Annotated in this window: 23 protein-coding genes; 4 read left to right on the forward strand and 19 right to left on the reverse strand. The window is 33.1% G+C overall.

Annotated features, from left to right (window positions below; genetic code table 11):
• The 4 genes from KO515_RS02155 to KO515_RS02170 all read right to left on the reverse strand — a co-directional run.
• Positions 1-1,370 (reverse strand): cell envelope biogenesis protein OmpA (locus tag KO515_RS02155; protein WP_215934743.1); only part of this gene is annotated, 1,370 nt, incomplete at its 3' end.
• A 21-nt stretch (positions 1,371-1,391) separates the two neighbouring features.
• Positions 1,392-2,303, reverse strand: coding sequence for a PorP/SprF family type IX secretion system membrane protein (locus tag KO515_RS02160; RefSeq protein WP_215934744.1), 912 nt, complete (start codon positions 2,301-2,303; stop codon positions 1,392-1,394).
• A gap of 26 nt (positions 2,304-2,329) precedes the next feature.
• Positions 2,330-7,030, reverse strand: coding sequence for a choice-of-anchor L domain-containing protein (locus tag KO515_RS02165; RefSeq protein ID WP_215934745.1), 4,701 nt, complete (start codon positions 7,028-7,030; stop codon positions 2,330-2,332).
• Positions 7,031-7,256: 226 nt separating this feature from the next.
• A complete protein-coding gene (locus KO515_RS02170) occupies positions 7,257-8,216 on the reverse strand; it encodes a T9SS type A sorting domain-containing protein (RefSeq protein WP_215934746.1) in 960 nt (319 codons plus the stop codon).
• A 793-nt stretch (positions 8,217-9,009) separates the two neighbouring features.
• Between KO515_RS02170 and KO515_RS02175 the strand changes: the two genes are divergently transcribed.
• The 3 genes from KO515_RS02175 (at position 9,010) to KO515_RS02185 (ending at position 11,094) form a co-directional block, all read left to right on the forward strand.
• The gene (locus tag KO515_RS02175; RefSeq protein WP_215934747.1) at positions 9,010-9,912 is read left to right on the forward strand and encodes a NifU family protein; all 903 of its coding nucleotides are present in this window, start codon (positions 9,010-9,012) and stop codon (positions 9,910-9,912) included.
• 78 nt (positions 9,913-9,990) lie between these two features.
• Positions 9,991-10,191, forward strand: a complete 201-nt coding sequence (locus KO515_RS02180) for a dodecin family protein (RefSeq protein WP_215934748.1) — start codon at positions 9,991-9,993, stop codon at positions 10,189-10,191.
• Between the two features lie 90 nt (positions 10,192-10,281).
• Complete coding sequence (locus KO515_RS02185; RefSeq protein ID WP_215934749.1) at positions 10,282-11,094, forward strand: mechanosensitive ion channel family protein; 813 nt, start codon at positions 10,282-10,284, stop codon at positions 11,092-11,094.
• Here KO515_RS02185 and tsaB read toward each other — a convergent pair.
• The 15 genes from tsaB to cyoE all read right to left on the reverse strand — a co-directional run bounded on the left by tsaB (position 11,091) and on the right by cyoE (position 24,695).
• Positions 11,091-11,762, reverse strand: a complete 672-nt coding sequence (gene tsaB / locus KO515_RS02190; RefSeq protein WP_215934750.1) for a tRNA (adenosine(37)-N6)-threonylcarbamoyltransferase complex dimerization subunit type 1 TsaB — start codon at positions 11,760-11,762, stop codon at positions 11,091-11,093. The genes KO515_RS02185 and tsaB overlap by 4 nt on opposite strands.
• A gap of 12 nt (positions 11,763-11,774) precedes the next feature.
• Complete coding sequence (locus KO515_RS02195; protein ID WP_215934751.1) at positions 11,775-13,085, reverse strand: efflux RND transporter periplasmic adaptor subunit; 1,311 nt, start codon at positions 13,083-13,085, stop codon at positions 11,775-11,777.
• A gap of 2 nt (positions 13,086-13,087) precedes the next feature.
• Positions 13,088-14,419 (reverse strand): TolC family protein, encoded by a 1,332-nt coding sequence (locus KO515_RS02200; protein ID WP_215934752.1) that lies wholly within the window; start codon positions 14,417-14,419, stop codon positions 13,088-13,090.
• 140 nt (positions 14,420-14,559) lie between these two features.
• The gene (locus KO515_RS02205; RefSeq protein ID WP_215934753.1) at positions 14,560-15,720 is read right to left on the reverse strand and encodes an efflux RND transporter periplasmic adaptor subunit; all 1,161 of its coding nucleotides are present in this window, start codon (positions 15,718-15,720) and stop codon (positions 14,560-14,562) included.
• Between the two features lie 110 nt (positions 15,721-15,830).
• Positions 15,831-17,090 (reverse strand): ABC transporter permease, encoded by a 1,260-nt coding sequence (locus KO515_RS02210; RefSeq protein ID WP_215934754.1) that lies wholly within the window; start codon positions 17,088-17,090, stop codon positions 15,831-15,833.
• Between the two features lies 1 nt (position 17,091).
• Positions 17,092-18,336, reverse strand: coding sequence for an ABC transporter permease (locus KO515_RS02215; protein WP_215934755.1), 1,245 nt, complete (start codon positions 18,334-18,336; stop codon positions 17,092-17,094).
• A complete protein-coding gene (locus tag KO515_RS02220; RefSeq protein ID WP_215934756.1) occupies positions 18,329-19,030 on the reverse strand; it encodes an ABC transporter ATP-binding protein in 702 nt (233 codons plus the stop codon). Before KO515_RS02220 ends, KO515_RS02215 begins: the two co-directional genes overlap by 8 nt.
• Positions 19,031-19,187: 157 nt before the next feature.
• Positions 19,188-19,421 carry a hypothetical protein gene (locus KO515_RS02225; protein ID WP_215934757.1) on the reverse strand — a complete coding sequence of 78 codons (234 nt, stop codon included), beginning with the start codon at positions 19,419-19,421 and terminating at the stop codon, positions 19,188-19,190.
• A gap of 1 nt (position 19,422) precedes the next feature.
• The gene (locus tag KO515_RS02230; protein ID WP_215934758.1) at positions 19,423-19,968 is read right to left on the reverse strand and encodes a DUF420 domain-containing protein; all 546 of its coding nucleotides are present in this window, start codon (positions 19,966-19,968) and stop codon (positions 19,423-19,425) included.
• Between the two features lie 2 nt (positions 19,969-19,970).
• Positions 19,971-20,738, reverse strand: coding sequence for an SCO family protein (locus KO515_RS02235; RefSeq protein ID WP_215934759.1), 768 nt, complete (start codon positions 20,736-20,738; stop codon positions 19,971-19,973).
• Complete coding sequence (locus KO515_RS02240; protein WP_215934760.1) at positions 20,731-21,450, reverse strand: hypothetical protein; 720 nt, start codon at positions 21,448-21,450, stop codon at positions 20,731-20,733. The genes KO515_RS02235 and KO515_RS02240 overlap by 8 nt, the downstream gene beginning before the upstream one ends.
• A gap of 153 nt (positions 21,451-21,603) precedes the next feature.
• Entirely contained in the window at positions 21,604-22,053 is a 450-nt protein-coding gene (locus tag KO515_RS02245) for a cytochrome C oxidase subunit IV family protein (protein ID WP_215934761.1), read from the reverse strand.
• Positions 22,054-22,162: 109 nt separating this feature from the next.
• The gene (locus KO515_RS02250; protein ID WP_215934762.1) at positions 22,163-23,164 is read right to left on the reverse strand and encodes a cytochrome c oxidase subunit 3; all 1,002 of its coding nucleotides are present in this window, start codon (positions 23,162-23,164) and stop codon (positions 22,163-22,165) included.
• 37 nt (positions 23,165-23,201) lie between these two features.
• On the reverse strand, positions 23,202-23,801 hold the full coding sequence (locus tag KO515_RS02255; protein WP_215934763.1) for a cytochrome c oxidase subunit 3: 600 nt from the start codon (positions 23,799-23,801) through the stop codon (positions 23,202-23,204).
• Positions 23,802-24,695: a heme o synthase gene (gene cyoE, locus KO515_RS02260; protein WP_215934764.1), complete on the reverse strand. Its 894-nt coding sequence runs from the start codon at positions 24,693-24,695 to the stop codon at positions 23,802-23,804. It lies immediately after the preceding gene.
• 261 nt (positions 24,696-24,956) lie between these two features.
• Between cyoE and KO515_RS02265 the strand changes: the two genes are divergently transcribed.
• Complete coding sequence (locus tag KO515_RS02265) at positions 24,957-25,883, forward strand: hypothetical protein (protein WP_215934765.1); 927 nt, start codon at positions 24,957-24,959, stop codon at positions 25,881-25,883.
• The last annotated feature ends 57 nt before the right edge of the window (positions 25,884-25,940 follow it).

A 25,940-nucleotide genomic window follows, 5' to 3' on the forward strand; every position in this document is an offset into this window, starting at 1 on the left:
ACTAGCTTATTACCTTCAGCATCGTATAAAGATACAGTCGCACCACTAATAGGTTCACGTGTAGTGTCATCTAGTACAGTTGCACTAACTAAAACATCACAAAGAGGTTGTAGTTTTTTAAATGCGTAGATATCATCACTACCTTTTCCGCCAGTTCTGTTAGAAGATACAAAGCCTTCATCATTCTCTTCATCAATTGAAAACGCGAAATCATCTGCATTACTGTTAATAGGAATACCTACATTACGTACAGGAGCCATTTTTCCGTCAATTTCTTTTGTGTAAAAGACGTCTAATCCACCAAGACCTAAATGACCGTTTGATGAAAAATATAGCGTGTTATTACTACTAATATACGGGAACATTTCTTGTCCTTCTGTATTTACTTTTTGACCTAAATTTTCAGCGTCACCTAAAGTTCCATCAGCGTTTATAGGTGCTTTGTAAATATCATATTCTCCAAAACCACCTGGCATATTTGAAGAGAAATATAATGTTTTACCATCTGCACTTACCGATGGGTTTTTAACAGAATAGTTTTCGCTGTTAAGAGCTAAAGCTTCAACAGTATCCCAATCATTACCTAATTTGGTAGCTTTAAATAAATAAAGTTGACTGAATTTTGTACTGCTTAGAGAATCCTTTTGAAAATCTTGTTCATAATAACTTTCTCTAGAAAAATACATGGTTTTACCATCTGGTGTAAATGATACCAAACCTTCGTGAAATCTCGTATTGATAGAACTATTTGCTAACTCAGCTTCTTGGTAAGTATCATCTGAATTTTTAGTAATAGTATAAATATCTAAAAACGGTTGATCATTCCATCCATAAGTTTTACGGCTATCATTACGACCCGATGTAATGTATAACTTACCATCACTCAACGTTCCACCAAAATCTGATTGCTCAGAGTTGAAATCGGCATTTTGAACATTAAACTTTTTACCTTGTTCTAATATTTTAGGAAGATAATCAGGGTTTTTTCTATAAGCGGCAGCACGGTGATCAGAAGGACGCATTGACGCAAACTTATCCATTTCCACATTAGAAGCTTCGTACTTACCATTTGCTTTTAGCATTTGTGAGTACTTATAAATCATTTCTGGATTATCAGAGGTTTCTAATGCTTTAGCATACCAACGTTCAGCAGCTTCAGTATTAAAAATGTTATAATAACTTTCGGCAAGTTGCCCGTAAACGTAAGCGTCAGCTTTACCATTTTCTACGAGTTTATTATAGCTTTCAGCAGCTTTAACAAACTGATATTGTGAAAATTGTTTATCCGCTTTTTTGGTGTCTTTATTTTGAGCAGTTAGGCAAAAACTACTCATCAACGTAATTAATAATAGTGTATTAAAGTTTTTCATAATTGATTTTAGCTTAACTGATTAAAAGTATCTAGGTGAACGAGAAACACGTTTTGAAAAATTAATATCAAATAATAACATGACCTCGTGAGATGCTGGTGCATACGCTTTAATATCTGATGTAATAGCATCATAAGCATATCCAACTCTTATAGATGGGGATAAGGCAAAATTCACTAAACCAGAAAATGAATCGTCTAAGCGATATGACGCTCCTATTTCGAATTTTTTGTAGAATCTCGCATTGACATTCACATCAAATGATGTTGGTGCATCAAATGCAGATTTTACCATAAACGAAGGCTTTAATTCTGTATTTGGCGAAAGGTCAAACACATAACCACCAGTTAAGAAGTAGTGTTGTGTTTCAGAACCTATTTTATAACCATTAGCATCTAAATGTACAGACGATAATAAATTTGGTACAGATAAGGATACATAGTATTTATCGGTATAATAAAAGAATCCTGCACCAATATTTGGTGTGACCTCGTTAATATCATTTGAGAAGAATTCATCCGTTGGATCAACAACATCAATCCCTGTTAATCCTATATCATGAAAGGTAGCTCCTGCCTTTACTCCAAAAGCCAAACGGTGTTCTCCACCCAATTGCAATGTATACGAAAGATCAACATAAGCATTCGTTTCTTTAACCGGACCAATTTGGTCTGCAATAAGAGAGACTCCTAAGCCAAGGTTACTACCAATAGGTGCATGACCAAAGAAAGTTCCTGTCTCTGGTCCGCCATCAATCTTTGTCCATTGATTTCTGTATAATAGTCCAAAAGAAAGATTTTCTCTTGAGCCTGCATAGGCAGGGTTAACTATATTCATATTATACATGTACTGCGTGTACTGTGGGTCTTGTTGCCCATGCATCTGCAACTGAAATGCTAAAAGCAAAACCGCTATAATAGATAGTTTTTTCATTATAAAAAGTTGATTTTTTTAGTTGATTATTTGTTAATATATACCCAAGCACTTTTTGTCTTTGCACCACCTTCGTAAACAACGGTATAGAAATATGTACCTACTGGTAACTCATCTCCATCATTGGTTTGTCCATGCCATTCATTGGTATAATTATTTTTTGAATACACTAGGGCTCCATATCTATTAAATATCTCTAGCTTAGTAACACTAAAACTGCTTAAGTCAAAGGTATCGTTCTGACCTGGTGTAACACCTGGCGAAATACCTTCTGGGAATATACAAGAGCCCAATTCAATAACCTCTTGCATAATAGTATTAACACAACCTGTATCAATGAATTCAACTTCCGCTAAATATTCACCAGCATAAACTACACCATTATCAAGTACGAGCTCATTTTCACCATCAATTAAGACTCCTTCATAATACCAAGTAATGATAACGTCGTCAACGCTAAAATTGTTAGCTATCAAACCAATCTCAATCGATTCATTCGCACTAGGACATACTTCATACTGATATTGAGGATCAAAAATCACCAATGGTTGTGTTCCCACAATTAACTCAAAACTGTTAATAACATAACAATCTTCATAATTAATAGATTCAACACGTACATAAACCGTTTCTCCGGAAGTTGTATAAGAGTCAGGCAAAGGATTAGTATCGCTGATAGCCTCACTTTCTAATATGTGATAAGACACAACAAACTGAGACGCGTCTTGGCCATTTAAGACTTCTGCACTAAAATCAGCTAGATTAAAAGTGGCTTCAACACCATTACCACATTCAACATAATCAATAACATCAGCTGTATGAGCAGGAGCTGTAACAATTAAATCAAAAGTTGTTATAATATTACAACTTGTTGTATTGTCTTCAACTCTAACATAAATAGTTTGAGGGTTAGATATATTAATATAAGGATCAGCTGTAATTGAATTAATATCATTTTCAGCATCATTTTCAGAAAGGTGATAAGAAATAGTATAGTTAGATGGATCTAAAGTATCTAAAATTACAGAGTCATTATCAGTAAGTGTAAAAGGAGCTTCTCCATTAGATGAGCAACCTTCTAAATTAGATGGAGACCCATTAATCAAAGGAGGTTGAAGAAATTCTACTAATATATCATCTGTTAAAATACATTGATTAGAAAAAACAACTAGTGCTGTATACAAATCTGGCTCTGTAATTGTTATAGTAGACGATGTTTCTCCCTCAATCTCTATACCGTTTTTAAACCATATATGTTCTAGAGTTGGCGCTTGAGTATCTAATATAACTGGCGCTCCTAAACATGTAGCATCACCAGAATCGATAGTAATATCTGCACCTAAATCAAGTTCTCCTAAATCAAAACTACCTGCCTTTAAATATACACCTGAATCAAATACCGCATCATTATAATCAGTAATAACCATTTTAATATGATATGTTTCTCCAATATTCACTAAGGATTCAGCAGTAAAAACAGTCGTACGACCATCAAAGGCAATTGGAGGTAAATTAGTTGGAATATATTCACCAAAATAAGTTTCGTTTACAGCTTCACAACTAAAGTTTTCTTGATGAATATTAGTAACCGAAATCGGTGTTGTAGTATTAGGTATTACTGCCAAATTACTAGTAATACCGTTAGCATCCGTTAATAAAAAAGCAAATGCATCAGAAAAATTACACTCAAATGAACCCCCTGTATATTCTTCAGATGCCATTAAAAAATCGAAACTTATTTGATCTTTAAACGGAATAAAATCAAATTCAAGAACTGTAGCATTATATGTATTGGTAATTCCTATGGCGCTTTCTAAATCTTCGTCTCCAGGCCAAGCAAGCGACCCATCAGCTAAGGCTTCAGTATTTGGCCCTGAGGAAGCAGCAGCATTACCGGTAGTAAGCACCAATCCTTCCTCAAATGGAAAGCTAACACCATCACCATCAAAAGAAAAATAGCCGATACCGTTTTCATCACCAAAATTAGTTCCCGTTGAATAGGTAATATTTGAAATTTGCGCACATTCACCACCTATTAAAACATCTTCAACTAACTGTTCAACAGTATAAGTTGTTTGATCTACTATCACGTTAGCAATCCCTGGTCTAATACACAAATCAAATGTTGTATTTAATCCACTAGCCTCTGAAGAGAATACCCTTATGTAATATGTATTTCCTACAACTAAGGTAGGTGTTACTATAGACGTATCAGCCGAACAATAAATTTCAATAAAGTTATCACATGCTCCTTCGTACAAGCCATGGTCTAAATTATCGAATGCTCCATCTATATTTTCTAGTGTTATTAAATGAGTGTCATCAGTAGCAACAAATTGAAACCACACATCATCGTTTGGATTACCAGAACAAGAACCTACAGGCACATTAGAAGGAGTTGCTTCAGAAATCGTACCAGATGTCACTTCTAAACAATCATTACCTGTATTTACAGTAGCCACGGTTGCATTTTCGCAATTATCATTTACAGGAGGACAAGAGGATACAGTATAAGAAGTGCTGTTAATCATACAGTTATTATCTTGTTCATTCATAACAAATACTTGAACAGTGCTTCCGAAAGAAAATGGACCAACCTGAAAATCACCCGCATTCAATGCTTGAACAGTATTTGTATCTAAAGTATTAGAAATTTCAAGTGACGTAGCATCTCCTAAACTCGTAACATTTACATCGATATAAAATTGAGTGTTTTCACAATCTGGAATTATAGTATAACCCGCTTCAGGTAACGTACATAATAACTCTTGAACATTTACAGTAAAGTCTAACGTAACCCCAAAAGGCCCTACATAACATGGACTAGGTACTACTTGACCAAAATTTGCAGTTCCTATTCTCATTCTATGCTCTCCTAGTGTAGCTGTCTCTGACATCATAAAAGAAGCGTCTAAAACCTGAAGATCCCCCCCTGGTGATTCTCCTTGAAATAATAATTCTGTGTCATCGAAAACTAAATCATCATTAAAATCAATCCAAACATTTGCATCATAAGTTGAAGCATGACCAAATTGTATTTCGATACTTGTATTAACACCTTGAAAAACGTCTACTACAGGTGTCGTATGGTTTTCATAGGTTACATCTCCTAAAGTAGGAAACATTACATTTTGTAAATTCACATAATTAACACCAGAAAGCGTAATACTAGATGGCATAGAAACACAATAGCCAGTATAAAATTCGAAAGGTCCTGTAAATATGCTTTCCTCATCTGTATCACATACTGATTGCACATAAAATTCGTAATAAGCATCTGGAATAAGATCTGTTAAAATATATGGGTTAGTTGTAACATTAACTATTGTTCCTTCTGAAGTTCCAGAATTGAATCCAGAAACCCCATATTCAATATTCCACTCTGTAACTGATGGATCATCTTGCCAAGCAATTTCAGTAGAAGTTAAACTTAAATTTTCAGATGTTAAAGCCGTTGGGGGGAAACAACTAGGTGCTTCATCAAAGCTTACGTCATCAATGGAGATATCGTCAGTATTACCACCTGCAGAAGTTTCAGAAAATATAAATCTAGCCTGTACATTTCCAGTAATTGTTAAACCACTTATATCTATAATTTTATGCTCCCATCCAACTGTATTTGAATTATAAGTTGCCATATTATTCCAAACTGCACCATCCCAAACTTCAACATCTAATACAGCGTTTTGACCACCTTGATTGTGGCTAATCTCATAGAAATAAAGCGCCGGAGTTGATAGACCAGATACATCCACAAACGGACTTGTTAAAGTTCTTTCTCCATCATTTCCACTTGCATCACACCAGGCAAAATAACCATTTGTAGCTGTATTCCCTGTAATAACACCAGCATTTCCAATATTATTGTTACCAGTAACTTCACTAAAGAACCAATCTTCACCACCATCCATAGTCCAACATAAAGGAATTATACCTTCATTTTCAAATCCTTCAGTGTAGGGTGCTGTAAACACATTACATTCAGTTGAGAACATATAAGGACCAACCCAAGAACTTAAATCTCCTGAACCACAGTCTGCTTGATAATATAAGTAGTAATTTGTAGCAGAAGCAAGACTTGTGAGTGTTGTATTCGGAGTTCCATTTGGAGATATAGCTACATCTTGTAAGCCAAGTCCAGGAAAAAAGTTTGAACCCGCACTATATTCAATATTCCACGCAGTTTCAGCATTACCAGCAGCCCAATCTAAAACTACAGAATCAAAGGTAATACTCGTTGCACTCATATTACTAGGATCCGGACATATTGGAGATTCAAAAAGAGTAATTTCTATGTTATACCAATTAGCATCTGACCCTGCATATTCTTGGTTTAAAACTAAATCTAAATACCCATCGTTTGTTGGATTGTACAGACCTGCTAATTCACCGGTATACGTTAATGTTGTTGCATCACCATTATTGGCACCACCATTTGAAGGATCTAAAAAATCTATCGCCCCAGCAGTTGTTAAAACTGTTAGCTGTGCATCATTTGACCAAGGGTTCCCATTACGTTGAACCCAATTTACGGTGATTAAAAAAGAATTATAACTACCTGTTGATGATACTGGTACATTGGAAGTATTTGCAAGGTCATTTAAATTTATAATTACAGGTGTTCCTGCTATTACATTTGTCGGACCTGTTATTGGACTGAAGTTATATTGAGCTTGAGCAGTAAGAAAGAACCCAAACACAATAAAGAATAAAGTAATGTTTTTCATTAGAATTTGCTTGTTATAAATTATTAAACCCCACACAATCTACAGATTACACAGGTGTGATTTTGTTTATTATAATAATGAGATTGAGTTTGGCTATAAATACATTACAAAGCTGTTTGATTAAGCCATTACGAACATATCAATAATTTGATGAAAAAATGTGATATAAAAAATACAATCTAGAAGGACAACTATTAAACACAAACACGTTAGCTGAAATTTTTATTTATTTTTTTATAAACTTGATAGAACTTCCGTTATCAAATGTCATAAAGTACAAACCTTTGTTTAAGTTTTGAATATCTAATTTTTCATTATTAGATATAGTTCCGCTCATAATTTTAGAACCTAAAATATTAGAAATACTATATTTTTCAGTTTTTATCAATCCAGATACACCAATAAAATCAGTTGTTGGGTTAGGAAATAGTTTAATTTCGTTATTAAACAATTCAACATCTGCAACACTTAATTCACCAACATATGTTCCATCTCCAGAAAAATCACCTGTAGGATCACATATTCCAGCAATCCAAGCAGAGTAACTACTCGCTGGTGGTAATGGTGTATCTGATTCATTGTAAGAAAGAATTTGTATTTGACCATTACTTTGTATAAATAAATGTTCCCATCTTGATAGACCAGTAGTACCATCAGTAACCCATTCAATTACAAAGGTATTTGTACCTGAAACTAAAGAATAGGATGGTTTTCCATTAACATCACCATCTATTAGTTCGTAAGTTCCATCTACATATCCATCTATACAGCTGCCGGTTACTATAACTTCTGTAGTACTTACTTCTTCAGTATATGTTCCGTCACCAGAAAAATCACCTGTAGGATCACATATTCCAGCAATCCAAGTAGAGTAACTACTCGCTGGTGGTAATGGTGTATCTGATTCATTGTAAGAAAGAATTTGTATTTGACCATTACTTTGTATAAATAAATGTTCCCATCTTGATAGACCAGTAGTACCATCAGTAACCCATTCAATTACAAAAGTATTTGTACCTGAAACTAAAGAATAGGATGGTTTTCCATTAACATCACCATCTATTAGTTCGTACGTTCCATCTACATATCCATCTATACAGCTGCCGGTTATTGTAATTGTTTGTGCATTTAAAGCAGTAACAAGGGCTAAAAATAATAAGAGCGTAAAAAGGTAATTTTTTTTCATTTTAAATAGTTTTTGTTAGTTAATAATTACTACCGTGTCTGTGTAAATAAAGTTGGTAATATCCTACTGAAATTTCAGCTGAGTTAAAATTATAACTTTTACAAACACAACTTTAACACAACAGCTATTTTTACATAAAACATAAAATTTTAGTTAAAAAAATATTATATTTAATATTTATTAACTAACAAATCAATTATTTAAACAATTTTAATCAAAAAATTTTGTTAACACCTTGCCAATATTAACCTCAATATTTCTATCATAATTTTATTTTTCTAACTAATTATCTCAAAATAAGTTTTAATTAATTATTAATTTTATAATATTTTTTTACAAAATGACAAAATATTTTCACATAAAATAAGATGATTTAATAACATTAAAAACTCAGATTTTTTGTACTCATTTGTTATGCTTAAAAAGCACCTGTTTGACAAGAATTTTAAGATTGTAAAATCCAAAAAGACAATAAATTATTGTCTATTACTTCACTTTGACTTTATTTATTATTGCCAACAGAACCTTTTACAGGATTTAATAAAAAATTAAATCTATCCATAAAAGAATACAGACACAATTTTATAGATCACACTAATTATCACAAAAGTCGCTAAGGGTAAATTCAAAATAACTAAAAATATCAATTAAACAGTTCTTAAATCTATTGCCCTTAGAGTAAGATTCACTCAATTCATTTTAATTTAAAAATCATACTTAAACAACACATTAAAACTTAGTTAAAAGTCTGACTTTTTAAGGGTGATATTCCCTATTTTTGCAAATAAAAACAATGGCACAGACCAAAATATCCATAGTCAATACTTCTAACGATACGATAAAAAAGTTTGAAGCAGATCGATTTTTAACCAATCATAATAGCTTTGAATTTAACAATATAGATGATGCTAAAGATTCTCCTTTGGCTCAACAATTATTTTACCTTCCTTTTGTCAAAAAAGTGTATATCGCTTCAAATTTTATAGCTATTGAGCGTTATAATATTGTGGAATGGAAAGATGTAGAACAAGAAGTTGCACAACAAATTGAAGATTACTTATCTAAAGATGGCATTGTAGTGAGTGAAGACGCTATTAAACCAAAGGCAGCGGTTACTGTTTATGCAGAAAGCACACCTAATCCTGGTGTTTTAAAATTTGTTTGTAATAAAGTTTTAGTTCCTGCTTTATTTGAATTTAAATCTATTGAAGATGCTAAACCTTCACCTCTAGCGACAGCTTTATTTCAATTTCCATTTGTGAAAAACATCTATATGGAAAAGAATTTTATTTCCATTACTAAGTTTGATATTGTTGAATGGGAAGATATTACACTTCAATTACGCGAGTTTTTAAAATCTTATATTGAAGATGGAAAAACAATTTTAAATGATGATGCGCCTAAACAGTTGGAGAAAACTGAAGACGCCATTGAGCAAAAATTTGAAGCCTTAGATGATACTTCAAAAAATATTATCAATATTCTTGAAGAATATATAAAACCAGCCGTTGAAAGTGATGGTGGAAATATTGAATTTATATCTTATGATGACACCACTAAAAAAGTAGAAGTGCTACTACAAGGAGCTTGTAGCGGTTGTCCTTCATCCACATTTACTTTAAAAAATGGTATTGAGAGTATGTTAAAAGAAATGCTGAAAGACAACACCATAACTGTAAATGCTATAAACGGTTAAAATTTAGCGCGTTTATTAGTGACATTTTGTTTTTTTTAGTGTCTATTATATAGTATAACCCTAAAAACATAAAATATTATGGCAGTATTAAAAGTAATTGAAGTATTATCTAATTCGGACAAAAGTTGGGAAGACGCCACTAAGAAAGCCGTTAAAGAAGCTTCCAAAACTGTAAAAAACATAAAATCTGTTTATATAAATGAACAGAGTGCTATCGTTAATGGTGACGATGTTACAGAATTTAGAGTGAATTTAAAATTGACTTTTGAAGTTAAATAACTTCAATTAACGTTAGTATTAACAATAGGTAACTCGGTCTAAAAATGACCCGAGTTTTTCTTTAAAATTTAATTATTATAATAAATCAACATGGAAACACAAAAATGGATTGACGCAGGTTACAATTTTATTATAGAGTATGGCCCTAAGGTAGTAGGAGCTATTCTTATATGGATTATTGGTAGCTGGGTAATCAAAATGCTCAATAAAGGCATTACAAAAGCAATGAACAAAGGCAACTATGACGAGAGCCTTAAAAAATTCTTAGGTAATCTTCTTAATTGGATTTTAAAAATCGTTTTAATCATTGTCGTATTAGGCACTGTAGGTGTAGAAACGACCTCTTTTGCTGCGATTATTGCTGCTGCAGGTTTAGCTATAGGCTTAGCATTACAAGGCTCACTTGGTAATTTTGCAGGTGGAGTTTTAATCATGATTTTTAAACCTATCAAAATCGGAGATTTAATAGAAGCTCAAGGAGAGATCGGAGTGGTGAAAGAAATTGAAATCTTCACTACTAAATTAATTGGTCTTTCTAATAAAGAAATTATTATTCCAAATGGATCACTTTCCAACGGAAATATTGTTAACTATACAACTCAAGGCACACGACGAGTAGATTTAGTATTTGGTGTTAGCTACGATGCCGACATTAAACAAACTAAAGACGTATTCAGTAAAGTATTGGCGGCACATCCTTTAATATTAAAAGATCCTGCACCAACAATTGCATTGTCTGAACTAGCTGACAGCTCAATTAACTTTGTGGTTAGACCTTGGTGTAAAACTGAAGATTACTGGACAGTCTTTTTTGATATCACTGAACAAGTAAAAGAAGCACTAGATGTAGCTGGTATTGAAATACCTTATCCACATCAAGTAGAAATACATAAAGAAGGTTAAGCTTTCTTTTTTAAAGCTACAAAATCCTTTAAATAATAAGGTTCAAAATAAGCGACATCTTCGGTGTCGCTTTTTTTGTACTTGTTTTCTGCTAAAAGCGCCATGTTATTTGCCGAAGGTAGTTTCCCTTCTATAAAAACAGCATTAGGATGCTGAATTAAGCTTTTAGTCTTTTCAACACCATTTCCTATAAAATAAATCTTATGGTCTTTTAGAAGGTCACTGTAACTCTCTTCTGTGAGGATTTCGGCTTGGATTTCTCTATGCAATTCTAACTTAGAATTATAAATAGCCGAATACACTTCCATACGTCTAGCATCTAACATCGGAATTATAAATCCATCTCTAAATGTAACCTGATGTGCTAAACTTTCTAATGTAGACACTGCAATTAAAGGTTTATCTAAAGCAAAACACAAACCTTTTGCAGAGGATACACCTATTCGTAAACCTGTATAAGACCCAGGGCCTTTACTCACAGCAATGGCATCAATCTCCGAAGGTTTTAATTTTGAAATATTAAAGACCTCATCAATAAATAGGTGCAAGGTTTCGGCGTGAGAAAACCCTAAACTATTATCTTCTTTTAAAACTAAAATCTCTCCATCCTTAGATAGAGAGACTGAACAATTTGTAGTTGCTGTTTCTATATTTAGCACTAAAGCCATAATTGGTATTTCTTATTCCGCGTTATTGGTAGTTGAAGCCTCAGAAGTATTCTTATTTGTAACCTCAATTAAATCTCCTGCACTTAAATCTTTAGAAACCATAATATATGGCCCTGTGATAATTTCATCATCCTTACTTAATCCTGAAACTATCTCGATATTGGTATCATCTTGAATTCCAGTTTTAACAACTCTTAATTTTGCTTTACCATTATCGTTGACAAATACACATTCAAATTTTTGTTCTTCAGTATTAAAATCCCCACTGTCAGTCGTGGTTGTCTTTTCGTAAGACGACTTAGTTGAACTAGTATCTGTTTTAATCACAATTGCACTAATAGGAACAGAAATCGCATCTTTTCTTGTTTTTGTAATCACATCTACGGTTGCTGTCATTCCTGGTCTAAACGGCGAATACGTATCGGGTTTACCTTCTGTTAATTCTTTATACGAATCTTCTATAATTCTAACTTTAACTTTAAAATTAGTCACCTGATCGGCTGCTAACGTTCCTGCCGCAGAATTTGCAATCTCCGTAACCACTCCTTTAAATTGCTTTTTTAAATAAGCATCCACTTCAACGATGGTAGAGTCACCAATATTAACTTTTACAATATCATTTTCATTAACATCAACCTCAACCTCCATATTCTTTAGGTTAGCCACACTCAAAATTGGTGTACCAGCCATTTGTTGTGTTCCAACAACACGCTCACCCAATTCTACACTTAAGAGAGAAATGGTTCCTGTCATTGGAGAATAAATCGTTGTTCTACTCAAATTGTCTTTTGCTTCGTTTACCGTTGCTGCAGCACTCTGCACACTGTAATATGCCGAGCTTTTCCCTGCAACCGCAGTTTCATACGTTGCTATAGAACGATCCCAATCTGCTTTAGAAATTACGCCTTTATTAAACAGCGTTTGATTTCTATCGTAATCGGCTTTTGCTTGTTTTAGATTGGCTTCCGCTTGCTCTAAGCCTGCTCTCACATTTTGATACGATGCTTGACTTCTACTCACCGCAGATTGAATTAAATCTGGGTTTACACGAACTAACAAATCCCCTTTTTTAACCTCTTCGCCTTCCTTGAACGGTAATTCCAAAATCTCACCTGAAACTTCTGAAGATATTTTTACTTCAATTTCTGGTTGAATTTTTCCTGTTGCAGATACGGTTTCAACAATATCTTTTAAGGTGACTTTTTTTACAGTAACGTCTTTAAAATCACCTTTTTCACCAAACCATCCCATTTTAGATCCTGCAACGACTAAGATAAGTGCAGCGATGAAAAGTATGATAATAATTTTTAGTGTTTTACTCATAATTATAACTTTGATTCTGTTACAGGAATACCAAAATAAAATTCCAATACTTTTAGCTTAAATATATAATCATACTTTGTTCTAACGACTTCACTTTGTGCAGCTTCGAGATTATTTTTTGATTGATTAAAATCAAACGCATTGAGTAAGCCAACGTTATAACGTTCTTGAGAATAATTAAACGCCTCTTCTCTTGCTACAAATGTTTTCTGTGCTGCTTCATAAGCTTTTAAAGCCCCTTTAGCATCATTAAAAGATTGATAAACGTTAGTTTCTAAATCTAATTGGGTTTGTTCTAATTGAAATTTTGTAAGCTCTAAATTTACCTTACTACGATTTACATTATTTCTTACAGAAAATCCATTAAAAATAGGAATATTTAAACTCAAAAAGAAGTTATGATTCTTATTATCAGAAATTTGATTCTCAAAATTAGGAGTATCAAATAATTCTGACGTAAAATAATTTGAACCAAAACTATAACCTCCAGTTAAAGTGGGTTGCAAACTCGCCTTTGCTATTTTTAAATTGTATTCAGCAATTTCATTATTGTTTTTCGCTATTTTAATATCGTAACGTGCTTCTTTCGCTTTTTCAAAAATAGAATTTGGTGTTTCATTTAAAATATTTGCGATTGGTACATCATAATTAAACTCTTCGATATCAAAATTCTCATAATCTTTTAAAAGAAGTAATTGGGCCAAACTTATTTTAGACAATAATATAGCATTCTCTGCATTAACTACTTGTTGTTCTTGAGAAGCTAAAGATGCTTGAATTTCATATACATCCCCTCTTGGAAGTGATCCTGCATCCACTAATTCTTTTGTACGACTAAGATCTTGTTTAGTAACCTCTTGCTGTGCTAGCGCCACTTTTAACTGTTCTTTATTAAAAAGTATTTGAACAAAAGCATTAGCTACGTTTAATGAAATATTATCTTTCATATTATCTAGCTGATATTGACTCGATAATATTTGCAGATTAGAACGTCTTAATTGATTTACATTATTCAAGCCTCCATAGATATCCACTGAAGAACTTAAACCACCACTAAATGTACGCGTTGTTGAATTAACAGCATTAAATGTTACTGGATCTTGATTTAAGCCTATGCTCCAACTAAGACTAGAAGAGGCATTTAATGTTGGCAGAAAATTACCAACAGCATCTCTCTTGTTAAGTTCTGCCGTTTGAACATCTAACTCACTTTGTTTAACAGAAATATTATTTTCTAAAGCATATTCTACACACTCTGTTAGCGTCCATTTTTTATTTTGTCCTTGGACTAAAACTCCCAAAAGAAGTAATGCTACTATGATTGTTTTTTTCATGTGTTAAAATCTATTTTTTACCATTGTCACATGCTGTTCGCTATTAATCATTTCTATAAATTGATTCAATTTTGAACATGCTCGTTTCATGATACTTGTTTGTCTAAATAAAACTTAAAGTGTTACATTAATTTGGAAATTTATTCTTTAGCATATTGGGGTACGCCTTGAATTTGATTCCAAACTTTTATTTTATCCGATTTTGAAATGCCATTTTTTACTTCTACAAAAATACCATCACTAATCCCTAATTCTACATCTTTTCTTTCAAATTCCTGATCTCCAATCTCAACCTCAACATAAGGTTTTTTGGTTTCCTTATCGTATTGCACTAAAGCTTCTTTAATCGCTAATACGTTTTCTGCTTTTTCTAAAATAATAGAGGCATTAGCACTTAAACCTGCTCTAATAAATGTTGAATCCATTTTCTTTAGAGATCCTTTTATTTCAAATTGAATAGCACCATTTTCAGCAACTCCTTTTGGCGCAATGTAATCTAATACAGCATCAAAAGTTTTATCTTCAATAGCTCCAACTGTGATTTCTAATGGCAAGCCTTCTTTAATTTTACCCACTTCACTTTCATCTACTTTGCCTTCAAAGATCATTTGTTTTACATCCGCTAAAGACGCAATTGAAGTCCCCTCATTAAAATTATTAGCTTCAATAACTTGGTTCCCTGCTTTTACAGGAACATCTAAAACCATTCCTGAAACCGTTGCTCTTACTTGTGTCTGTGCTATGTTTCCCAAACCCGATGTCGTTCCTGTTTTAATAATATCATAGTTCTGATTCGCAGAATTAACATTAATCTTAGCTTGCTCTACACTTTGCTTGGTTTGTAAATAGGTATTATTAATCACTTCAAAATCATTGGCTGAAATCACCCCTTTATCAAACAAAGCTTTTTGCCTATCGTAATTCGCCTGTTGGGTTTGTAAATTTATTTTTGCCGTCTGAAGTGCGGTTTGATTCGTTGCTATATTATTCTTTGCACTTGTTAAAGATGAAGCATTTGGTATCACTTTAATTTGCGCTATAAGATCGCCTTGCTCAACATATTCTCCAGCTTCAATAAAAATCTGTTCGATAACTCCTGAAATATTTGGCTTAATTAATATTTCTTCTTTAGGCACAATACTTCCTGTGGCCACCGTTTTAACCATTATGGTTTCTTCCGTAGGTGATTCTGAAGTATAAGTTATGGGATCTTCTTGATTCTTTTGCCATAAATAATATAGCGATATTCCAAATACAGCTACAATGCCTATTAGTAGAATTATGGTTTTAGTTCTTTTCATGTGTTTAGGTTTATTTTTTTAAATGGTCACATGCTGTTCGCGATTCATCATTTCGTTGAAGTGATTACATTTTGAACATGCTCGTTTCATGATTGAGATTGATATCTAGTTTATTCTATTCTTAAAGCGTCTACAGGTTTCATCTTTGTGGCACTATTAGCAGGAATTAATCCAGCTAAAACACCAGAAACTATTAATATAATTAAAGCGGTAAATACAACTTCCATACTTACGCTTGGGTTTGCAAAGTTATCTACTGGTCCAACACTATCTAAAATAGTATTCATCACCCAAATTACCAAGGCGGCAAATGAAATGCCAACCATACCAGATAAGATTGTCAATATTAAACTTTCTTGTAAAATTTGCGATTTTATACTCCATGGACTGGCTCCTAAAGCGCGTCTTACTCCAATTTCTTTAGTCCGCTCTTTAACCACAATAAGCATAATATTACTGATACCAATTATACCAGACATTAATACTAAAGCGCCCACAAAATAACCCACCAAACTTAAAATTGAAAATAAGCCATTAATACGTCCAAATTGTTCTGACAAATCAAAGTGACCAATAGCACGATCGTCTGTTGGATCCACTTTGTGTCTAAATTTCATTAAATCGAAAACTTGTTGTTTTAGTGCTGTGATACTGACATCATCAACTGCAGTGATTGCCATCCAACCTACATTTTCACCTCTATTGAAGGCCTGACCAAACGTTGTAAAAGGCATATAAATGGTGCTTGCATCTTGCTCACCATCACCTTGACTATTACTCATCTTAAACGTACCGACGACCAAAAAGTTGACACCGTTTACTTTAATATAGGTTCCTAAAACGTCTTCATCTTTATCGTAAAGTCCTTTTTGAACACCTGTACCGATGACACATATTTTTCGTTTGGCATTTATGTCTGAATAACTAATAAACCGTCCTTGAAGAATATCTAAAGGCTGTTGATTTATAAATTCTGGATAATCGCCATAGATTTCAAAAGCACCTGATTTTGTCCCCCTCGTCACGTTATTTGCACCGTTATAACCACCTAATTGGTTTCTTGGAGACACATATTTTAAATTCGGAATTTCTGATTTAATAGCGGCAATATCATCTATTTTGTAGCTAAAATAACGCCCTTTTGGCAAACCTTTATAAGGCTTTGATGTGCCCTGTGTCCACATAAACATAGAGTTGGTTGCGAAATTTCCGAAACCTGCTGTCACTCCATTTTTAAGTCCATTTGTTAAAGCTAATAATAGCACTAATATTGTGATGCCCCAAAACACCCCAAACGCCGTTAAAAACGTTCTAAATTTATTTGCATTTAGCGCTTCCAATATTTCATCCCAACGGTCTCTACTAAACATATTATTCGTCTCTTAATGCATCTATTGGTTTAATCATTGCGGCGCGATATGCTGGAACAAAACCTGCCAAAGCACCTGCAAATACTAACAAAAACACTGTAGATAATGCAATATTAAAATCTACTTGTGGGTATTTAATAAAATCACTTTCAATTAGCGGCCCCACAAGTTCTAATAACCCAAGTCCAAAAATTAGCCCAAATAAACCTGAGAACATGGTTACAAAAACGGATTCTTGTAAAATCATACCTACAATAGACATCGGCAAGGCCCCTAAGGCTTTTCGGATGCCAATTTCTTTAGTACGCTCTTTTACAATGATGAGCATAATATTTCCTACACCTACAATACCAGCAATGATAGTTCCTATACCCACAAACCAAAATACAGCTCTTATAGTCGCTATTAGAGAATAAAATTTTTGTGCTTGTTCAAGGGTGTTATGTACTCTAACCGCACTGACATCATCTGGTGCTACGGTATGAATTTCTTTAATTTTTTGTTCTACTCCTAAAGCAATGGCATTAGAGACAGCAACGGCTTCATCAAAATCATCTGCCATTTTCACAGTAAATGCCATGTTTCTAATATTTTCTCCAGCATTAAATACTTTTTGAGCAGTAGTCAATGGAATATATACCTGACCTTCTTCGCGGTCTCCACCTGGATCATAAAATACTCCAACCACCTTAAAGTTCATTCCAAAGACTTGAATATTTTCATTTATAGGATCTTCACCTTTAAATAGGTCTGTCTTTATTTTATTACCAATGACGGCTACTTTTTTACTTTCATTAATATCAGATTGACTAATAAAGCGACCGGAACCCATATCGGCATTCTCAATAAACTGATTATCTGGCATGGTTCCTCTAACACGGTAATTTCCGGTTTCGTTATTATAGTTCACCGTTCCACCCCAAATCATATAATCCTTTGTCCGGTATTCCAAATAATCATCGTACCCATTTTCAACAGCGTCGAAACTTGAATTTTTAAGTTGAATATAGCGCCCTGGATTTAAACCTTTATAGCCTTTTGTAGTGACTCCTGTCCAGACTGAAATTTTATTGGCTGCATCTTGTTCAAACTGCGATTTTACTCCATTCGCAATGCCTTCACTAAAACCGAGAAGTATCACGAGAATAAAAATTCCTGATGCCACGGATAAGCCTGTTAAAAACGTTCGTAGTTTATTTTTACTTAACGTTTCAAAGATCTCTTGCCAACGCTCTAGATCAAACATGTGCTGATGCTCTAATTTGTTCTACTGGACTATCATCTATAATTAAACCGTCTTTTAGATTTACGATACGCTTCGTCATGTGTGCAATATCATCTTCGTGAGTAACCACTAAGATCGTTTTACCTTCATCATTAATCCCCTGAATCAATTCCATTACTTCGTAAGATGTCTTAGTATCTAAAGCTCCCGTCGGTTCATCTGCTAACAGTACTTTTGGATCACTTGCTAAGGCTCGCGCAATGGCTACACGTTGTTTTTGACCACCAGAAAGTTCACTAGGTAAATGATGTGACCATTGTGCCAAACCTACTTTTTCGAGATAATGCATAGCTTTTTCGGTACGCTCTTTTCGCTTAACACCTTTATAGTATAAAGGCATAGACACATTATCTAGAGCACTTTTATAATTGATTAAGTTAAACGATTGGAAAATAAAACCAAGAAATTCATTTCTATATTTAGCCGCAATTTTTTCGTTAAGATTTTTAATAGGAACACCATCGAGAATATACTGACCTTCATCAGCTTCATCTAACATGCCTAAAATATTTAGTAGAGTAGATTTTCCAGAACCGGAAGATCCCATTATTGAGACAAGTTCACCTTCTTTCACATTAAAGTTTATGCCTTTTAAAACGTGTAGAGAATTGCTTCCCATATGGTAAGATTTGTGCAAATCCTTTATCTCAATCATAGTAGTGGTTAGTTAGCTTATACAATTTTAATAAAATTCGTGAGGTTTTCGTCCCAACGAATTGTTAATACCTTGTCTACCACTAATTATTAGCGCGGACCAGTTCTTAAATGAACACTATAAATAAGACTCTAAAAAGACTAAAATGTTACAGCTTTTACTCTATTTTTTCAATCTTATTTGATTTATTAAATTTTCGGTAAATAATATAGCCAATAGTACCTATCAAAATATAAGGAACTGCCATTAAAAACACGATACCATCATTAATACCTTCTGCCATAGATTGATCGTCACCACTTTCTAAAACAGCTCTACACATGGCGCATTGTGCATTGGTTTTTAAGACAAAGAAAAAAAAGAGAAGAGAAAAAAGAATCTTGCGTTTCATATTAAACATAATAAGGAGAAATCATAATATAAACTATTACACCAGTTATTGCAACATACAACCACATAGGGAACGTAATTTTAGCAATTTTTTTATGACGTTCTATATCGTTAGTTATTGCCCTTACGTAGGTAATTAATACAAAAGGAATAATAATAACGGATAATACAATATGCGTAAATAGGATAAAATAATACACATAAGCTATCACTCCTTCACCGCCAAATTTTGTTGAATCGCTCGTCATATGATAGGCCACATACAGTACTAAAAACACCACCGAACAATAAATTGCGGTTGTCATTAAATTCTCGTGTAAAACCACATTCTTGTTTTTTATTGCCATTACGGCACCAATTAAAAGCACCGCCGTAAATCCGTTAATTGTGGCATAAACTGGAGGCAAAATGGTTAAAGGTTCTACATCAAAACCTAAACTACGAAGGTTAACACCAAACAGCGCTGCGACAGCTATAGGGATTACAATAGATAATACAACAACCCATTTGTTATACTTTTTTGCTTTTTCATGATCAACTATACTCATCGTTATTCCTTTAGTAATTTAGCAATATCTTCTTTTAAGATGGTGATTTCTTGAGACATGCCATCATCATCAACACCATCAGCTTCTGCGATTAATCCGTTGTAAAAGATCATTGGATTTCCAAAATTATCCGTTCGAGATCTAATAAAGCCTTCTTTATCTATTAGTGCAAAATTCCCCGAATGTTCAAAACCACCTTCTACAGTTTCATCTTTAGCAGTATATAAATTAAACCCTTCATTTGCTAGTTTGTAGATGGCTGTTTCATCTCCTGTCATTAAATGCCAGTTGGGGTTGGTAATCCCATACTGATCCGCATAGGCCTTTAAAACTTCTGGTGTGTCAATCTCAGGCGAAATGGTAAATGAGGCAACCCCAAAATCTTCTAAATTGTTGAATTGATTTTGAACTTCAACTAAATTCCTATTCATAATAGGACAGATTGTTGGGCATGTGGTAAAGAAAAATTCAACCACATACACTTTGCCTATAAAATCTTTATTAGAAATGGTTTCACCATTTTGATTCGTAAAACTAAATGCTGGCACCTTTTTAGGTTCCCCATTAATTTCTAAATAAACCAAATCACTTTTATATGGTTTAGTTCCTTTTAAATTAGTGTTAGGAGCCAAAACATCTTCACTTCTACTTTCATCTCTAATGACATCACCTTCACTAACACGATCAATAATTCTAGGAATGAATATAATTCCAAATACTAGAATTATAAATGCAATTCCAACATACGAATAATTTGTTTTTTTACTCATTGTCTTGTTTTAATTCTCTATTTCTTCTGGCATCAGAATTCTCAAATTTACCTTCGCGCTTTTGACGGTATTCTGTGAATAGAATTCTAACATCATCACTCATCATATTCTTTATTTCATCGACTTCAATCGTATTATAAGAATAGACACTAAATGTTGGCTTTTGGTTTTCCACTTCTCGTTCCGTTCTACCATCTATCCTACCACGTTGACTTAGATCTTTATCTATTATAAAAACATGATCTGTAGATAGATCCTGAGCTAAACTCTCCTTAGATTTAAGAGTGCTAAAGAGCGATTTTATTTCGCCTTCCGTGCCATATACATAATGCCAATACTTTAAATCTTCGTAGGTGTTAATTTCTCTTTTAAGTAATTTTACAGCGTCTTCCGTACCTTCAGGAACAACAATTACAATTTGAAACTTTTTAAACCCCTTAAATTTATCATACACCAATTCTTTAAGGTTTAGTGCCTCAATATTTTTATTTAGAGGTGATTTACCTAAGAACCCTAAAACTGTTATGTGATCTTTTAAAAGAATAGAATCCGTATGCTCTGAAACAAAATAGTCTAAATCAGATACATTTTCATTCACCACGTTTAATGGCTCATAATTGTGCTGAGCGGGATATAGCATCAATAAAAAAGCAACTGGTAAAAAAAATAAAATACCGAGAACGATATACCGTTTTGTCTTGTCTGCTTTCATCTCTGAGGAATAAAACCTAAATGTAGTGGGTTTAATATACGTTGTAACGCCATAAACAATTGGGTTGCAAAAATAAAAAAGGTGGTTTAGAAAAACCACCTTTTAATTGTATTTAACACTTTGACTGAACGAAGTGTAAAGTATATATTTTACTTAGAAATTATGCTTAATTAAAGCATCTTTTCCATTGTACACATTAAAAACATAGCCACCTTCTTGAAGTAAGATAAACATTAAATAGCATATTAGAAAAACACCAGTCCATACCACCATTTTTCTCATACTACCTGTTTCATCTCTTAAGTGCATAAAATCCCATGCAATATAGTAAGCCTTAATAATTGTTAATACAATAAAGATCAGATTTAAAGGCTTCATGTATACTATTGGTGATAATATGACATTCCCTAAGGTTGAAAAGAATCCTCCGCCTTCAAACGGATCCATAAAAGTATGCATAAACATATCTGGTTTGTAGATACCTAAAACAACTTCTATAACTGTGATAAACGTTAAAAATGCGAGAACACCCCAAATCTTTTGTGTATTGGATTTAAACTTCCAACGTCCTCTAAATATTTCTAATTTATGTTCGTGTGCCATAATTTAATCTTAATTTCATGTCTATTTATTTTTTACTTTAAATAGAACACATGCTGTTCGCTAATAACTATTTTCTTGAGCGACAAAATTTATATATGCTCGTTTCTTTTTATACTAAATAGAAGAAGGTGAATACAAATACCCACACTAAATCGACAAAGTGCCAATATAAACCAACTTTTTCTACCATTTCATAACTTCCTCGACGTTCATAAGTACCAAGAACGACATTGAAAAAGATAATAATATTAATTACAACTCCAGATAAAACGTGGAAACCGTGAAAACCAGTAATGAAGAAAAAGAAATCGGCAAATAATGTTGTACCATATTCATTCACTTCAAGGTTAGCACCTTTTACAACCAATTTACCATTCTCTTTAATTTGCTTTAAAGATTCTGCTCTAGACAATACAGTTTTATGACCATTTTCATCTAACATCTGATTTCTAACACGAACATTTTCGTTAGCCTCTAAACCAGCATATATTTCAGCTACTGAAAATAGTGGTAATGTCCCTTCATCTTCAAACCAAAGTCCATTTTTACGCTCATGATCAACACGATCACTTTCTTTCGCTATAGCTAAATCTTCAATTGATACGCGTTTAAATTTCTCTACACCATCGACTGTGACATACTCACCAAACTGCAAAATGTTTCCACCTTTAGTTTGAACAGCACCATAATCTCCTTGAATAAATGTTGCCCATTCCCAAGCTTGAGACCCCACAAATATAGCTCCACCAATAATGGTTAAAAACATATATATAGTGACCTTCGCCTTGTTCATGTGATGGCCAGCATCTACTGCTAATACCATTGTTACCGACGACATAATAAGTACAAACGTCATAAAAGCCACGTAAATCATTGGCAATTCCTGACCATGTAAAAATGGTACGTGTGTAAACACTTCATCGGCTATGGGCCATTCGTTTACAAACTTAAATCTTGAAAAACCATATGCGGCCAAGAAAGCTGAAAATGTTAATGCATCAGATACAATGAAAAACCACATCATCAATTTTCCGTAACTTGCTCTAAGAGGATTATTACCTCCACCCCAAGTTTTTTCTTCTGTACCAGTACTAGCTACTGTAGAATCCATAGAATTTATTTAAATTTTTAAGATTGGACAAAAATAATCAAATTATATATCTAAAAAAATATAAAAACAAAAAGAGCACAAGCCAAAGCATATCTACGAAATGCCAAAAATTGGCTGCAAGTTCAAAACCCAACATATTGTTGGAGTTATACTTTTGTTTAAAATGATTATAAATTACAACAATCAAACATACCAAGCCAGCAATAACGTGCGCTATGTGAAATACTGCAATGACATAAATGTACGACATTGTGATATTACTCGTTGGCCCTGTAAAATTATAACCGTCTACGATTATTTGACCAAAACCAACAAACTGACTATAAACAAAGCCAATACCCAAACCTAGAGTCGCTAATAACCAAATGGTTACCATCTTCATTTTATTTTGTTGCAAGGCGCGCTTCCCAAGTATAAAGGTAAAACTACTTAATAAAATAAGGCCTAAACTTACAAAAAAAGCACTTGGTAATTGAAAATCCACTAACCAATCTACATTCATGCGTTGTTTACTACTTACAATAAAAGCACTAATTAAACCCGCAAAGGACATAATTAAACCCCCAATACCAAACCAAAGCATCATCTTTTTAGATCGTGCTTTTTTAACTTGTTGTGTTCCTTGTGTTAAATCCATTTATTTTAAAAATTTATCTACAACATATATAATTTGTAATAATGTAATATAAAACACACTAGATAGCATGAGTTGTTTGGCCGCTTTTATGGAACGTTCTTTAAATAACCTAACCGCATAAACCAGCATGACTAAGCCAAGTATAAAAACGAGAATTGCTCCTACAATGGATAGTTTTAACTCTCCTGTAAATCCGAATACGGGAATTATAGACACAATAATGGTCCACACACTGTACATTATAATTTGCACTGCAGTTCCTTTATCTGGATTTCCGGTGGGCAACATATGAAAACCTCCTTTTTTATAGTCTTCGTGTAAAAACCAACCTATAGACCAAAAGTGTGGAAATTGCCAAAAAAACTGAATGGCAAATAATGTTCCTGCCTCAATACCAAAACTATTTCGAGCTGCAACCCAACCCAGCATAAACGGTATAGCACCTGGCAACGCACCCACAAATACAGATAACGATGTTTTAGTCTTTAGAGGAGTGTAAACACTCGTGTATAGAAAAATGGAAATCGCTGCATACATTGCCGTTTTAGGGTTAATAATATACAAGGTTATTATTCCTAAAATTGTAAATGTGGTGGCAATAATAAACGCAGTATTCACCGACATGCGAGCTGCAGGAATTGGTCTGTTTTTTGTTCTGTCCATTAGCGCATCTAAGTCGCGCTCAATGATTTGGTTATAAGCATTAGATGCACCAACCATAAAATAGCCACCAAAAGCCAATAGTATGAGCGTTGTTAAACTTATCGTTTCTGCACCAAGAAGATAACCAGCAATAGAAGAAAACACCACACTTAAGGATAATCCCATTTTGGTAATTTCCTTAAAATCTGTTATCACAGAAGCTGTTGATACCGAAGATTTTGAATAACTCAAACTATACGATTTTGATTTTTTTTAAAGCGAGTGCAAAGATAGTTTGAAAAATGAATATGAGCAACGTAATACAATCTTTTAATACATTACATCGCTAAGCACGGTGTTTAATGGCCCATAAGCCTCACTTAGGATACTACTCTAAAAAAAATTATATTTACGGGATAACAGCAACCATCACCATATTATAACCTGATTGGTTTACGGGATAACGGTAATAGAAGTTGTTATATAACTAGTTACCTGCCATTTGAAAAAACAATGAGAATACTTTTAACATTTTTAGCTTTATTATTAGTTCAAAGCGTATTTGCTGACCAACCAAGACTGAGATATTCTTTTAAAAGTTCAAATGGAGAATTTGAATTGAAACCTTCTGACACAATATTTTCAGATAATAAAATTTATACAGACTCGATTTTTAATCCGAATACAAAAAAATATCTTATTTCATCATATAGTTACCCAGACCGCTATTATTGGGGATTATATAATTTAAAGACAAACAAATTATTATATAAAATTAAAAATGACAGTCTATTCATTGAGACTAAAACAGCTCTTATATCTGACAATGGACAAAATATAATAATAGTTGATGATTATAGCGGAGGTTTTGCAATTCCCAATTTTGAAGTAATCCATTTTTATGATAAAGACGAACTTACCAAAACATTGACTTTAGGAGAATTATTGAATAATATGTGTAGTGTCTCTTATTCAGTAAGTCATATGAGATGGAGTTTCGATTTCAATATCATTGAAAAAAATATGTTTGAAATAGAAACTTATGAATTTTATAACTACACATTTGATTTAAAAGGGAACTTGATTAAAAAAATTTCTGATAATAGAATACAAGAAAAAGACGATATTGTTACGGCTAAAATAAGGCGTTTAGAAAAAGATAAATATTCATTCAAAATAATAAAATCTATTAGGAATAATCACGAACCAGAAACTGAATTAATAGTAGTAATTTCGGATAGAACTATAAGAAAAATTCACGGAAAATTTTATGGGTTTCTACCTTCAAGAAATAAGAAAATGGAAACTGAATTTTATAAAACAGTATTATTTAAAAATGGTAAACCAATTAATTCTGAATTTAGGTTTCCTACATACAATGGAAAAGAATATTGCAACTTAGCGAATAAAAAAACGGCAGGTAACACCGTGTATAATTAATTGCTTTTTTCTTCTCTACTTGCGAATATTCCTGCGGAATATTCACGGGTTCGTAAA

The organism is Winogradskyella psychrotolerans, from assembly GCF_018860545.1.
Taxonomy (GTDB): Bacteria; Bacteroidota; Bacteroidia; order Flavobacteriales; family Flavobacteriaceae; genus Winogradskyella; species Winogradskyella psychrotolerans_A.

Excerpts from the sequence above, each read along its gene's own strand:
- KO515_RS02255 (WP_215934763.1), bottom strand. The coding sequence starts at position 23,801 with ATGGATTTAACACAAGGAACACAACAAGTTAAAAAAGCACGATCTAAA.
- KO515_RS02165 (WP_215934745.1), bottom strand. The coding sequence starts at position 7,030 with ATGAAAAACATTACTTTATTCTTTATTGTGTTTGGGTTCTTTCTTACT.
- KO515_RS02240 (WP_215934760.1), bottom strand. The coding sequence starts at position 21,450 with ATGAAAGCAGACAAGACAAAACGGTATATCGTTCTCGGTATTTTATTT.
- KO515_RS02245 (WP_215934761.1), bottom strand. The coding sequence starts at position 22,053 with ATGGCACACGAACATAAATTAGAAATATTTAGAGGACGTTGGAAGTTT.
- KO515_RS02185 (WP_215934749.1), top strand. The coding sequence starts at position 10,282 with ATGGAAACACAAAAATGGATTGACGCAGGTTACAATTTTATTATAGAG.
- KO515_RS02215 (WP_215934755.1), bottom strand. The coding sequence starts at position 18,336 with ATGTTTGATCTAGAGCGTTGGCAAGAGATCTTTGAAACGTTAAGTAAA.
- KO515_RS02220 (WP_215934756.1), bottom strand. The coding sequence starts at position 19,030 with ATGATTGAGATAAAGGATTTGCACAAATCTTACCATATGGGAAGCAAT.
- KO515_RS02265 (WP_215934765.1), top strand. The coding sequence starts at position 24,957 with ATGAGAATACTTTTAACATTTTTAGCTTTATTATTAGTTCAAAGCGTA.
- KO515_RS02160 (WP_215934744.1), bottom strand. The coding sequence starts at position 2,303 with ATGAAAAAACTATCTATTATAGCGGTTTTGCTTTTAGCATTTCAGTTG.
- KO515_RS02235 (WP_215934759.1), bottom strand. The coding sequence starts at position 20,738 with ATGAGTAAAAAAACAAATTATTCGTATGTTGGAATTGCATTTATAATT.
- KO515_RS02195 (WP_215934751.1), bottom strand. The coding sequence starts at position 13,085 with ATGAGTAAAACACTAAAAATTATTATCATACTTTTCATCGCTGCACTT.
- KO515_RS02170 (WP_215934746.1), bottom strand. The coding sequence starts at position 8,216 with ATGAAAAAAAATTACCTTTTTACGCTCTTATTATTTTTAGCCCTTGTT.
- KO515_RS02175 (WP_215934747.1), top strand. The coding sequence starts at position 9,010 with ATGGCACAGACCAAAATATCCATAGTCAATACTTCTAACGATACGATA.
- KO515_RS02180 (WP_215934748.1), top strand. The coding sequence starts at position 9,991 with ATGGCAGTATTAAAAGTAATTGAAGTATTATCTAATTCGGACAAAAGT.
- KO515_RS02210 (WP_215934754.1), bottom strand. The coding sequence starts at position 17,090 with ATGTTTAGTAGAGACCGTTGGGATGAAATATTGGAAGCGCTAAATGCA.
- KO515_RS02250 (WP_215934762.1), bottom strand. The coding sequence starts at position 23,164 with ATGGATTCTACAGTAGCTAGTACTGGTACAGAAGAAAAAACTTGGGGT.
- KO515_RS02230 (WP_215934758.1), bottom strand. The coding sequence starts at position 19,968 with ATGAGTATAGTTGATCATGAAAAAGCAAAAAAGTATAACAAATGGGTT.
- KO515_RS02205 (WP_215934753.1), bottom strand. The coding sequence starts at position 15,720 with ATGAAAAGAACTAAAACCATAATTCTACTAATAGGCATTGTAGCTGTA.
- KO515_RS02200 (WP_215934752.1), bottom strand. The coding sequence starts at position 14,419 with ATGAAAAAAACAATCATAGTAGCATTACTTCTTTTGGGAGTTTTAGTC.
- KO515_RS02225 (WP_215934757.1), bottom strand. The coding sequence starts at position 19,421 with ATGAAACGCAAGATTCTTTTTTCTCTTCTCTTTTTTTTCTTTGTCTTA.
- tsaB (WP_215934750.1), bottom strand. The coding sequence starts at position 11,762 with ATGGCTTTAGTGCTAAATATAGAAACAGCAACTACAAATTGTTCAGTC.